We start from the raw sequence: 12,550 nt of genomic DNA, 5'->3' as shown, positions 1-12,550 counted from the left end.
CGTCAAGCACCGGCGTCTCGCTGCATCCTCAGGAAACACTCGTCCTCGTCCTCGCCCACGACACGCAGGCCCATGCGTTCGTACAAGGCCCTGGCGGGATTGTCCTTGAACACCGTCAGGCGCAGCGCCGGGCGCCGTTCCAGCGCCACCAGGTCCCAAACCTGTCCGATCGTCCAGGTACCGGCGCCCTGCCCGCGGAACGCCTCGTTTATCTGCAGCTCACGGATATACAACGCCCGGGCATCCCGACTGAGGCTGACAAAGCCCAGCGCCTGGCCTTCACGACTGATTATCCAGTTCTGGCGAATGATCCAGGCCAGGTCGAACGCTTCGTCCTGCCAGAGCAAATCATGCCTGAGGTAATAAGGAAGCATGTTGTCGCAGGTCAGCTGCCGGGCGAAGTCGATGTCCCCATTCGTTGCAGCACGCCACTCGAAGCTCATGAAGACCTCATTGAAGCGCTGTCACCGGCACGACTTGCCCGGCCCAGCCGTTGACGGCGCGGCGGGCAATCACCAACGACTCGCCCGTACCCGGCGCCGCCGCGAGCAGCGAACCGTCCGGGCCCCAGATGGCACTGCGGCCAGCCGACTCCCAGCCTCCGGTGACGCCGCCATGATTAGCCATCAGCACGGTCATGGCATGCTCCCGGGCATAGCCTTGCAGCAACGTCGTATCGGGCACGTAGCCACCCTCGGTGATCAACACCCCTGCTGCATAGAGCGTAGCGCCCTGCCCGGCTGCCGCAGCCGCATGACTGGCATGGGAAAAATCGGCACACACCGCCAGCGCGATGCGATCCTGCCCCATTGTCAGCGTCGAGCCACCGTGACCTGGGGCAAAGGCGACTTCTTCCCCAGGGTGCAGATGCTGCTTGCTGTAGACCCCGAGGGAGCCGTCGGCACCGAGGACCAACGCGCCGATCAACACCGGAGCGTCGGCCGACAGCCGAATGGGCATGCCCACCACGGCGGTCAGGCCGAGCGCTTGCGCCAGGTCACGCAGCGGTTGCAGTACGGCATCCTCCGGCAGGATCGCCAGCTCCGCCGCCAGGCTGCGTTCGTAGCCGGTGAGCGACAGTTCAGGGAATACCAGCAACTGCACCCCCTGCTCAGCGGCAGCCTGCATGAAACGCTGATGACACGCGAGGTTGGCGTGAAGGTCTCCCGCGACGGAAATCGACTGGGCGGCGGCGAAGACTGGAGCGGTCATGGGTCATCCCTGGGAAGCGTTGCAAACCTGAAGTTTGTCATAAAGCCCAGCGGACTCAAGCCAAGGCGAACAATTGCATGCCCTCGATAGAATTTTCTGATTGAACCGCCGCCCTGCCCTCTAGTAAGCTCAGGGCCATTCATCGGAGACAGACCATGTTCAACGCCCTCTCACCGCTAGACACCGCCAGCGCCCCGCGCTCGGTTGCGGCTGCCCGGGCGAACAGCGTTCAAACTCCGGTCGGCTTTTATTTTGGGTATTGGTTTAGCCACTGGCGCGCCTGATACCCAACCGGCGCCCACTTAAAACGGGTCGCCTTCCAGAGTTTTCCAAACCCCCGGTCGGCCTCCCGACCGGGGGTTTTGTTTTTCCGGCCCCACACATTTGCAGCACCAGACAACTTGAGGATTGAGCCATGAACTACGCCACTTATTACCGTTACGACAGTTTTTCCGCCTGGCGATTTACCAGCCACCGCTCGGGACAGCCTGCCGCCTCCGATCGGTCACCTACCGGTGGCAAGCCTCAATTGCGGGCCCATACGGCCAATTGTCGAACACCCCACTAGGACCGGCGCGGGAACAAACCCGCTGCCCGTCCAGGAAGCCAGATCATGAATTCGTCCGTCTCTGCTTTGCCGCTGTCCACGCTCAACCCTGCCAACGAAGCCCTGACCCTGCGTCTGCCGAGCTCGTTGCAACTCAAGCATCAATTGCCGCTCAGCACCGCGTTGAGCCACCAAGTGAGCACCCATCGCCAGGCCATCCGCGCGATCCTCAACGGCGAAGATGCCCGCCTACTGGTCATCGTCGGCCCCTGCTCGATCCATGACCCCGAATCCGCCCTCGAATACGCCGCCAACCTGGCCCGCGTGGCCCACGAAGTGAGCGACAGCATGCTGTTGGTCATGCGCGCCTACGTGGAGAAGCCCCGCACGACTGTGGGTTGGAAAGGCCTGGCCTACGATCCCGGCCTGGATGGCAGCGACGACATGGCCGCCGGCCTGACCTTGTCCCGGGAGTTGATGCGCGAAATGCTGCAACTGGGCCTGCCCGTCGCCACCGAACTGCTGCAACCCATGGCCGCCAGTTACTTCGATGACCTGCTCAGTTGGGTCGCCATTGGCGCTCGCACCACCGAATCGCAGATCCACCGGGAGATGGCCAGCGGGCTGGGCATGCCGGTGGGGTTCAAGAACGGCACGGACGGCGGGGTCGGCATTGCCTGCGACGCCATGCGCTCCGCCGCCCACCCCCATCGGCATTTCGGTGTCGATAGCCAGGGCCATCCGGCGATCATCCAGACCCCAGGCAACCCCGACACCCACCTGGTGCTGCGCGGCGGCCATCGCGGGCCAAACTATGATCGCCAGAGCGTCACGCAGATACACAGCGACCTGACCCGCCTCAAGATACCCGCCCGGATCATGGTGGACTGCAGCCACGCCAACAGCGGCAAGGACCCGCTGCGTCAACCGCAGGTATTCAATGACGTGCTGGAACAACGGCTGCAAGGGAACCGCTCCCTGATCGGCATGATGCTCGAAAGCCACCTGTTCGAAGGCTGCCAGCCGCTGGGCCCGTTGATGCGCTACGGCGTCTCGGTCACCGATGGCTGCCTGGGCTGGGAGTCCACCGAGCAGCTGTTGCGCGAGGCTCATCGCCGGTTGCAATTGCCCGCCTGAGGTCCCGAACCCACCTGTCCCTGGAACCAGGGGCAGCATGGGGCCCTTTGTGGGAGCGAGCTTGCTCGCGATGGCGTCAGTTCAGCCAGCCTTGGGTTGCCTGACACACTGTCATCGCGAGCAAGCTCGCTCCCACAAGGATTGCGCGGGACTGGCCTCAGCCTGACGTACTGGAACGCAGCCGGACCGTCACCCACTCGGAGCGCTGGCTGACGTCATCCAGGCGTTCGACCTGATAGAACACGCTCACCGACCTGTCGCGCTGGTCCTGCCAGTAACTTGCGGGAATCACGAACATGAGCGGTTTACCTGCCGTGGCCTCGGTGATTTCGCGCTCAAGCACATAAGCGGAGTTGCCATTGCACTGCAACCAGACCAACTCGCCCGCCTCAAGCCCGGGATCATCGATGACAATCGTCACCCCCTCTTGCAGGTTGTCGGCCTCCAGCCAGCCGTCGTTCATCTCCCGAATCTGAAGGGCCTTCAGCGCAGGGCGCTGCAACGGGCCGATGTGCAACGACAAGGGCTCAGCCCGACGCACCGAGTGTCCACGCCTGACGACATAGGTCAGGGCCAGGTCGTGTCCAGAATGGGGGGCGATCAGCGAATGATCGATCCAGAGCGATACCTCACGCCCCACCGCATGGGCTTCTATGTCCAGCACATCGCGCCACAGCGCTTTGAAATCCTTGCTGGCCGTCAGGATCAACCGATCGCCGACCGCCATCCTGGCGTAGGGCCGAATGCTCACCCACGTTCCTTCGGACACCCGACTCGGATCGAGGCTGCCCCTCACCGCATCGTTGGCAACGGCTGGCAGCAGTTGCGGCGATGCATCGCCGATCTCCAGTTGCAGGTGTTCCGAAAACAGTGTGGCCGGCAACCGCTTGCCCGTCACCTGATAGGAGATCTCCAGCGAGCCGCCGTCCAACTCGGCGATATGCGGTTCACGCACGACGAACACGACGTCTCGCCCCACTTGCCGCTCCGTGACGAACCCGGCCACTTCATGCCGGTAGGGTTCGCCATCGTTGTTGAGGCCGTGCCAACGCAGCACCACTTCATCCCCACAGGTCATCATGGGATAAGGCTTGACGGTCACCACGGCGTTGCGCCAGGCGGGGTTGATCACCCCGTCCCTGGCCGCTGCCAGGACCGGTGGCGGCAGCCTTGTTGCTGGGGTTGAACGGGATCGTTGAAGCGATGGATAGGTGATCATGTACAGGCTCCAGTCCTTGGATGAAGGCACCGTTTGAATAACGGCGCCCGGCGGAACCATTAAAACCCGCTCGCACCAACCCCGCAGCCAGACAACACGACAGCGCGAGTGGTCCTTGGCGCTCGAACCTGTAGCCGCAAACGACAGCGGTTATAGGAGGCCTCCTATATCCTCAAGTACCGCCGGGTTAGCTCCCATTCTTCCCACTTTTTTTATTCCGGTTTCTCTGGATCAGGGCGGTTTCTTCCTACACCGCACACGATGAGCCTGCATTAGAGTGAAGTCGCAAATTAAAGGTGAACCTCTTCGAAAAAGGTACGAACATGCAACGGAATGCAACCACTCAATTTCCCATCCTCTTGGTTCATGGGTTGTTCGGGTTTGACCAGATCGGCGGCTTCGAACTTTTCCATGGCATCAAACAGGCCCTGCGCGCAGGCGGTGCCCGGGTGTTCATCCCGCACTTGTCGGCCACCCACTCCAACGAAGCCAGGGGCGAACAACTGCTGGTTCAGATCGATCGGGTCCTGGCCGGCACCGGCACCACCCGGGTCAATCTGATCGGCCACAGCCAGGGTGCGCTGGCCGCCCGGTATGCCGCCGCGCTGGCACCCGACAGCGTGGCTTCGGTCACCTCGGTCAGCGGCCCCAACCATGGTTCCGAACTGGCCGACTTCCTGCGCAAGGCCCTCACGCCCGGACGGCTGCCAGGGCACGTGGCAAGGGGCGTCGCCACGCTGTTCGCCGATTTCATCTCGCTGCTGGACGCCCAGGCGCAGCTATCGCCGGCCGCTGTCGCCGCGCTGTCGGCGCTGACCACTGAGGGCGTGGGCGCCTTTAATGACAAGTATCCACAGGGCCTGCCGAAGCACTGGGGCGGGAACGGTCCGGACCGGGTCAACGGCGTGCGCTACTACTCATGGAGCGGCACGTTGCCAGAGGCGACGGATAAAGAACGGGAGCCTTTGCAGGTTTTCTGCCGCGCCTTTTCCGAATACTTCATCACCGAAGCCGGGCAGAACGATGGCCTGGTCGGGCGTTTCAGCTCGCACCTGGGCAAGGTCATCCGCTCCGACTACCCCATGGACCACCTGGAGGCGATCAGCCCGGGAGGCGGCAAGGCATGCAAGGGAACGGACCCCACAGAGCTTTACCTGCGCCACGCCGAGCGCCTGCGCAAAGCCGGCCTTTGATCGCCAGGTCCAAGGTTTTGACGCAATTTTGACAACACCCCGTCAGTGAATCCGGTAGGCTCAACACCTTTAAACACATCGAAAGGAATTTGCCCCATGGCCAAAGCCACTGCCCGCCACATCCTGGTTGCCACCGAAGACAAGTGCAACGAACTCAAGGCCCAGATCGAAGCCGGTGCCGACTTCGCCGAAGTGGCCAAGGCCAACTCCTCCTGCCCATCCAGCCGTCAAGGCGGCGACCTGGGTTCGTTCGGCCCGGGCCAGATGGTCAAGGAATTCGACACCGTGGTGTTCAGCGCACCGATCAATACCGTCCAAGGCCCGGTCAAGACCCAGTTCGGCTACCACCTGCTGGAAGTCACCAGCCGCCAGGACTGATGGCCCCTTGTGGGAGCAAGGCTTGCCCGCGATGAAACGATAACGCGGTTTAGCTGTTGGACCGCGGCGCGGCCATCGCGGGCAAGCCTTGCTCCCACAGACCTTGTTTCCCACAGGTTTTGTTCCCACCTGGCAGGAACAATCCCCTCGCTACAGGGGACTGGCGATTAAGGCGCCGCTCGCGTACAAATCGTGTCATCGATCACCCGGCTCTAAGGCTGACAATGCGACTGGCGTTCCCTTCACTGCTATTGATTGCCGTGGTCCTGCTGACAGGCGCCGCCGGCGTCGATGCAGCACCGCAACATGCCCTGACCGTCTATGGCGAACCCGCCAAATATGCCGAAGGCTTCGGCCACTTCGCCTACGCCAACCCCCAGGCTCCAAAAGGTGGGACCATGCGCCGCTCGGCCGTGGAGATTGGCCACTTCGACCACATCCTGCCCTACATCGACAAAGGCATCGGCGTCAGCCAGATCGATGGGATGCTCTACTCGCCACTGGCCCAGCGCTCGCTGGATGAACCCTATACCGTCTATGGCCTGGTGGCGCAGAAGATGGAGCGTGCCGACGATGGCCTGTCCCTGCGCTTCTACCTCAACCCCAAGGCCCGCTTCGCCGATGGCAAGCCCATCACCGCCCAGGACGTGCGCTACAGCTTCGAGCTGTTGATGACCCAAGGCAGCCTGCGCTATCGCACCCAGTTCGCGGCGGTCAAGGACGTCGTGGTCGAGGATGAGCGCACCGTGCGCTTCAACTTCAAGAACAACGAAAGCCGCACCCTGCCCCTGGACATCGCCACCCTGCCGGTCTTTCCCGAACATTGGTGGAAGACGCGCGACTTCGCCAACGGCGGCGGCTACGAGGCGCCGCTGGGCAGTGGCCCCTACCGGGTGAGCAAAGTCGATTCCGGGCGCAGCATCACGTTCGAGCGCAATGCCGATTGGTGGGGCAAGGATTTGCCGGTCAGTCGCGGGCTCTACAATTTCGACCATTTCAGCATCGAGTATTTTGGCGACACTGACGTCGCCCGCCAGGTGCTGCGCGGCGGCGCCTATGACTACAATCGCGAATTCTCCGCCACCGGCTATTCCATCGGCTACGACGGCCCGGCCCTGCAGGACGGCCGCCTGCAAAAGGCTCACCTGGCCAAAGAGGCGCCCCAGAGCGCCCAGGGCTTTGTCTTCAACCTGCAAAAACCGCAGTTCCAGGACCGCCGCGTGCGCCAGGCCCTGGCCATGCTCTGGGATTTCGAATGGAGCAACCGCCAGATGATGCGCAACGTCTATGTGCGTCAGCAGAGTTACTTCTCCAACACTGACCTCGCCGCCCGAAAACTGCCCGATGCCGGCGAGCTGGCGATCCTGGAGCCGCTGCGCGGGCAGATTCCCCACGAAGTCTTCACCCAGGTCTTCCAGGCCCCGAAAACCGATGGCAGCGGCGTGATCCGCGACAAACAATTGCAAGCCCTGGCCCTGTTGGAACAGGCCGGCTGGAAACCCGACGGCGACCGCCTGGTGAACGCCGAGGGCGAACCGCTGAGCTTCACGTTCCTGAACAGCCAGAACGGTATCGACCGCCTGCTGCTGCCCTACAAACGTACCCTGGCGCAAATCGGCATCGACATGAGCATTCGCCGCATCGACGCCTCCCAGTACGTCAATCGCCTGATGAGTCGCGACTACGACATGATCATCACCGGCTACCCCGTCAGCACCTCGCCGGGCATGGAACTCTACAACTACTTCGGTTCGGCGGCCGCCAACGATCCGGGGGCCAACAACTACATGGCCTTGAAGAACCCGGCGGTGGACGCGCTGATCGACGGCCTGGTCAAGGCCAGCACCCAAGCCGACATGCTGCGCCATGCCCACGCCCTGGACCGGGTGCTGCAATGGAATTACTACTGGATCCCCAACTATTACCCGCCGGGCAGCTCGACCGTGTGGTGGAACCGCTTCGGCATGCCCAAGGTTCAGGCCAGCAATGACGAAGCCATCGAAAGCTGGTGGGAAGTGAGCACCACACCGTTGACCAACGAACAAATGCGCGCCGAACGCATCAGGCGCGGCACACCTGGAGGGCCGCATTGATGTGGGCTTATATCGCGCGGCGCCTGCTGCTGATCATTCCCACACTGGTGATTATCCTGCTGGTGAACTTCGTCATCGTGCAGGCCGCACCCGGCGGGCCGGTGGAACAGGCCATCGCCCACCTGCAAGGCATCGGCGGCAGCAGCGTCGGCGGTTCGGGCAGTGAGATGAGCGGCCATTCCCGCGCCAGTCGCGGCCTGGACCCGCAACTGATCAAGGACATCGAGAAACAATACGGCTTCGATAAACCGGCCCACGAGCGCCTGTGGCTGATGCTCAGCAGCTATGCACGCCTCGACTTCGGCAAGAGCTTCTTCCGCGGCGCCACGGTCACCGACCTGATCCTGGAAAAGATGCCGGTGACCATTTCCCTCGGGCTCTGGGCGACTTTGATCACTTACCTGGTGTCGATTCCCCTGGGCATTCGCAAGGCCGTGCGCCACGGCTCGGCATTCGACGTGTGGAGCAGCACCGCGATCATCATTGGCTACGCCATGCCGGCGTTCCTCTTCGCGATGTTCCTGATCGTGGTGTTCGCCGGCGGCACCTCGCTGAACTGGTTTCCGGTGCGCGGGCTGGTGTCGGACAACTTCGAGTCGCTGTCGACGCTGGGCAAGATCGCCGATTATTTCTGGCACCTGGTGCTGCCGGTCACCTCGCTGGTGATCGGCGGCTTCGCCACCCTGACGATCCTGACCAAGAACTCGTTCCTCAATGAAATCACCCGCCAGTACGTGGTCACGGCGCGGGCGAAGGGCATGAGCGAACGGCGGGTGCTCTACGGTCACGTGTTCCGCAATGCGATGCTGCTGGTGGTCTCCGGTATTCCCCAGGCGTTCATTAGCGTGTTCTTTGCCGGCTCCTTGCTGATCGAGGTGATCTTTTCCCTCGACGGGCTGGGCCGCATGAGCTACGAGGCCGCGGTGTCCCGGGATTATCCGGTGGTGTTCGGCTCGTTGTTCATCTTCACGCTGTTCGGCCTGCTGATCAAACTCATCGGCGACCTCTGCTACACCCTGGTGGACCCGCGCATCGACTTCGCCGCGAGGAACGTCTGATGTTCAAGCTTTCCCCCTTGGGCCGCCGACGCTTCGAGCGCTTCAGGAAAAACCGCCGGGGCTGGTGGTCGTTGTGGCTGTTCATCGGCCTGTTCATCCTGAGCCTGGGCGGCGAGTTGATCGCCAATGACAAGCCACTGGTGGTGAGCTACCAGGGCTCGCTGTATTTCCCGGTATTCAAGCGCCACACCGAGCAGGAATTTGGCGGGCAACTGCCGTTCCAGGCCGACTACCGCAGCAGCTACGTGCAGAACCTGATCCACAAGGACGGCGGCTGGCTGTGGTTTCCACCGATCCCGTTCAGCGACGACACCCCCAACTACGACCTCAACCAGCCGGCCCCGAGCCCTCCCTCGGCGGTGAACTGGCTGGGCACCGATGACCAGTCTCGGGACGTGCTGGCCCGGGTGATCTTCGGCGCCCGGGTGTCGATCCTGTTCGCCCTGGCCCTGACCGCCATCAGTGCGCTGATCGGTATCGCCGCCGGTGCGTTACAGGGGTATTACGGCGGCTGGGTGGATCTGCTCGGGCAGCGCCTGCTGGAAGTCTGGTCCGGCCTGCCAGTGCTCTACCTGTTGATCATCCTGTCCGGCTTCGTCGAGCCGAACTTCTGGTGGCTGCTGGGGATCATGGCGCTGTTTTCCTGGCTGGCCCTGGTGGACGTGGTCCGCGCCGAGTTCCTGCGCGGGCGCAACCTGGAGTACGTCAAGGCGGCCAGGGCCCTGGGGCTCAGTGATCGCAAGGTGATCGTGCGGCATATCCTGCCCAACGCGATGAACGCCACCTTGAGCTACCTGCCCTTCATCCTCACCGGGGCGATCTCCACCCTCACCGCCCTGGATTTTCTTGGCTTCGGCATGCCGGCCGGCAGCGCCTCCCTGGGCGAGTTGATCGCCCAGGGCAAACAGAACCTGCAAGCGCCATGGCTGGGGCTGACGGCGTTTTTCACCCTGGCCCTGATTCTTTCCCTGTTGGTGTTTATCGGCGAAGCGTTGCGAGACGCGTTCGACCCACGCTCTTGAAAACAACCATGAAGCGGAACCTTGAGATGAGCGACAACCTGATCGAAATCCGCGACCTGAGCGTGGCCTTCAACGACCAGACGGTGGTGCGCAACCTGTGCCTGGACATCCGCCCCGGCGAATGCCTGGCATTGGTGGGCGAGTCGGGTTCCGGCAAGTCGGTGACGGCCCACTCGATCCTGCAATTGCTGCCCGAGACCGGCACCCGCACCACCGGCAGCATTCGCTATCGCGGCCAGGAACTGCTGGGCGCCGAGGCCAAGACCCTGCGGGAGTTGCGCGGCAACCGCATCGCCATGATCTTCCAGGAACCGATGACCTCGCTGAACCCGCTGCACAGCGTCGAAAAGCAGATCGGTGAAACCCTGATGCTGCACCGGGGCCTGGGCGGCAAGGCGGCACGCCAGCGCATTCTGGAGCTGCTGGCCCTGGTGGGCATTCAGAAACCCGCCGAGCGGCTCAAGGCCTACCCCCATCAACTGTCCGGGGGCCAGCGGCAACGGGTGATGATCGCCATGGCCCTGGCCTGCGAGCCGGAGCTGTTGATCGCCGACGAACCGACCACGGCGCTGGACGTGACCGTGCAACGCAAGATCCTGCTGTTGCTCAAGTCCTTGCAGCAACGGCTCGGCATGTCCTTGCTGCTGATCAGTCACGACCTCAACCTGGTGCGCAGCATCGCCCAACGGGTGTGTGTGATGAAGGCCGGGGAAATCGTCGAGCAGGCGCCTTGCGAAACCCTGTTCAGCGCACCGAAACATCCCTACAGCTGCGAGCTGCTGCACGCCGAACCGGAAGGCGAAGCCCTGCCCCGGGACGAGCGCGAAGATGTGCTGCAGGTGCGGGACCTGCGCGTGAGCTTTGCCCTGGGCGGCGGGCTGTTCCGGCGCAAGGAATACCTGCGCGCCGTGGACGGTATCAGCCTGAGCATCCAGCGCGGCAAGACCCTGGGCATCGTCGGCGAATCCGGCTCCGGCAAGTCCACCCTCGGCCAGGCGATCCTGCGGCTGATCGAATCCGAAGGCAGCATCCACTTCCAGGGCCAGGCCCTCGAGCAGTTATCCCACAAGGCATTGCGGCCATGGCGCAGGAAGATGCAGGTGGTGTTCCAGGACCCGTTCGGCAGCCTCAGCCCGCGAATGTCGGTGCAGCAGATCATCAGCGAAGGCCTGGAGGTGCACAGCCCGTCCAGCCCTGAGGAATGCGAAGCCCAGGTGATCCAGGCGCTCAAGGAAGTCGGCCTCGATCCACAGAGCCGCCACCGCTACCCCCATGAGTTTTCCGGCGGCCAGCGCCAACGCATCGCCATCGCCCGGGCCCTGGTACTCAAGCCGGCCCTGATCCTGTTGGACGAACCGACCTCGGCCTTGGACCGTACCGTGCAGAAGCAAGTGGTCGCGCTGCTGCGTCAGCTCCAGGAAAAACACGGCCTGACCTACCTGTTCATCAGCCATGACCTGGCGGTGGTCCGCGCCCTGGCTCACGACATGATCGTGATCAAGGATGGCAAGGTGGTCGAGCAAGGCGCCAGTCACGACGTGTTCGATTCACCCCGGCATCCCTATACCAAGGAGTTGTTGGCGGCGGCGCATCCGGGGTGGGCATAATGCAGTGCATGACCTGGCTCCGTATCGCGCCCATCGTGAGCAAGCTCGCTCCCACAGTGGTCTGCATCGCGCCGAATATCGAGTCCGGGCGGCATTTCGACGATGACGGCCTGACAGGCACTACCTAATCCGGACCCGACCATGAACCCCACGGAAAGCCTCAAGGATTACAAGCGCGTGCGCACGCTGGCGATCCGTTCGTTGTTCGAGATCATCGAGCAGTCCAGCGAAGGCACGGTGATTGTCGACCGTGACGCGAATATCGTCTGGATGAACGAACGCTACGCCCGCCGTTTCGGCCTGAACTCGGCCCAGGAAGCCATTGGCCGGGCGTGCGAGAGCGTGATTCCCAGCAGCCTGTTGCGCGAAGTGGTGCGCACCGGGCGCCCGATCCTGCTGGACATGCAGGACACGCCCAAGGAGCCGCTGGTGGTGATGCGCCTGCCGATCCACGACAGCGCGGGCGCGGTGATCGGTGCCATCGGCTTTGCCTTGTTCGATGAATTGCACAGCCTGTCGCCGATGCTCAAGCGCTACCTGAGCATGCAGGAAGAACTGGCCTCCACCCGCTCATTGCTACGGGCGCGGCAAACCAAGTACAACTTCGCCCATTTCATTGGCACCAGCAGCGCCGGCCTTGAGGTCAAGCGCCGTGCCCGACGCAGCGCCAGCGCCGATTCGCCGGTGCTGCTGCTGGGCGAAACCGGCACCGGCAAGGAACTGCTGGCCCAGGCCATCCACAGCGCTTCGCCGCGAGCGCACAAGGCGTTCGTCAGCATCAACAGCGCGGCGATTCCTGAATCGCTGCTAGAGGCCGAGTTCTTCGGCACCGCCCCGGGGCCTTTACCGGGGCCGACCGCAAAGGCCGTGCCGGCAAACTGCAGATTGCCCAGGGCGGCACGCTGTTCCTCGACGAGATCGGCGACATGCCGCTGCCGCTGCAAAGCAAACTGCTGCGTGTGCTCCAGGAAAAAGAGTACGAACCGGTGGGCTCCAACGAGGTGCTGCAAAGCGACGTGCGAATCATCGCCGCCACCTCCATGGACCTGGAAGCGGCGATCAAGCGCGGAGAGTTCCGCGCCGA

General features: G+C 63.1%; 10 protein-coding genes and 1 pseudogene. 8 read left to right on the top strand and 3 right to left on the bottom strand.

The window, feature by feature from the left end; genetic code table 11:
• Positions 1-2: 2 nt before the first annotated feature.
• Complete coding sequence (locus ACZ5M5_RS11665) at positions 3-443, bottom strand: GNAT family N-acetyltransferase (protein WP_464739052.1); 441 nt, start codon at positions 441-443, stop codon at positions 3-5.
• 7 nt (positions 444-450) lie between these two features.
• A complete protein-coding gene (locus ACZ5M5_RS11660) occupies positions 451-1,212 on the bottom strand; it encodes a carbon-nitrogen hydrolase family protein (protein ID WP_464739051.1) in 762 nt (253 codons plus the stop codon).
• A gap of 613 nt (positions 1,213-1,825) precedes the next feature.
• On the opposite strand from ACZ5M5_RS11660, the gene ACZ5M5_RS11655 reads away from it, so the two are divergent.
• Positions 1,826-2,896: a 3-deoxy-7-phosphoheptulonate synthase gene (locus tag ACZ5M5_RS11655; RefSeq protein WP_464739050.1), complete on the top strand. Its 1,071-nt coding sequence runs from the start codon at positions 1,826-1,828 to the stop codon at positions 2,894-2,896.
• Positions 2,897-3,053: 157 nt separating this feature from the next.
• Here the strand turns inward: ACZ5M5_RS11655 and ACZ5M5_RS11650 are convergent, their stop codons facing one another.
• Positions 3,054-4,115: a hypothetical protein gene (locus tag ACZ5M5_RS11650; RefSeq protein WP_464739049.1), complete on the bottom strand. Its 1,062-nt coding sequence runs from the start codon at positions 4,113-4,115 to the stop codon at positions 3,054-3,056.
• 323 nt (positions 4,116-4,438) lie between these two features.
• Here ACZ5M5_RS11650 and ACZ5M5_RS11645 point away from each other — a divergent pair, with 323 nt between their 5' ends.
• The 7 genes and pseudogenes from ACZ5M5_RS11645 to ACZ5M5_RS11615 all read left to right on the top strand — a co-directional run.
• Positions 4,439-5,308 carry a lipase family alpha/beta hydrolase gene (locus ACZ5M5_RS11645; RefSeq protein WP_060738093.1) on the top strand — a complete coding sequence of 290 codons (870 nt, stop codon included), beginning with the start codon at positions 4,439-4,441 and terminating at the stop codon, positions 5,306-5,308.
• A gap of 96 nt (positions 5,309-5,404) precedes the next feature.
• A complete protein-coding gene (locus tag ACZ5M5_RS11640; RefSeq protein ID WP_060738094.1) occupies positions 5,405-5,686 on the top strand; it encodes a peptidylprolyl isomerase in 282 nt (93 codons plus the stop codon).
• Between the two features lie 224 nt (positions 5,687-5,910).
• Positions 5,911-7,779: an extracellular solute-binding protein gene (locus ACZ5M5_RS11635; RefSeq protein WP_464739048.1), complete on the top strand. Its 1,869-nt coding sequence runs from the start codon at positions 5,911-5,913 to the stop codon at positions 7,777-7,779.
• A complete protein-coding gene (locus ACZ5M5_RS11630) occupies positions 7,779-8,837 on the top strand; it encodes a microcin C ABC transporter permease YejB (RefSeq protein WP_464739047.1) in 1,059 nt (352 codons plus the stop codon). The genes ACZ5M5_RS11635 and ACZ5M5_RS11630 overlap by 1 nt, the downstream gene beginning before the upstream one ends.
• On the top strand, positions 8,837-9,859 hold the full coding sequence (locus ACZ5M5_RS11625; RefSeq protein WP_060738097.1) for an ABC transporter permease: 1,023 nt from the start codon (positions 8,837-8,839) through the stop codon (positions 9,857-9,859). Before ACZ5M5_RS11630 ends, ACZ5M5_RS11625 begins: the two co-directional genes overlap by 1 nt.
• 26 nt (positions 9,860-9,885) lie before the next feature.
• On the top strand, positions 9,886-11,466 hold the full coding sequence (locus ACZ5M5_RS11620) for an ABC transporter ATP-binding protein (protein WP_464739351.1): 1,581 nt from the start codon (positions 9,886-9,888) through the stop codon (positions 11,464-11,466).
• Positions 11,467-11,607: 141 nt separating this feature from the next.
• Positions 11,608-12,536 (top strand): annotated as a pseudogene (locus tag ACZ5M5_RS11615) (sigma 54-interacting transcriptional regulator); the annotation flags it as partial.
• Between the last annotated feature and the right edge of the window lie 14 nt (positions 12,537-12,550).

Source organism: Pseudomonas sp. Van50 (assembly GCF_055390755.1).
Note: the sequence above shows the minus strand (reverse complement) of the source record. Positions and strands in the feature narration are given on the sequence as shown.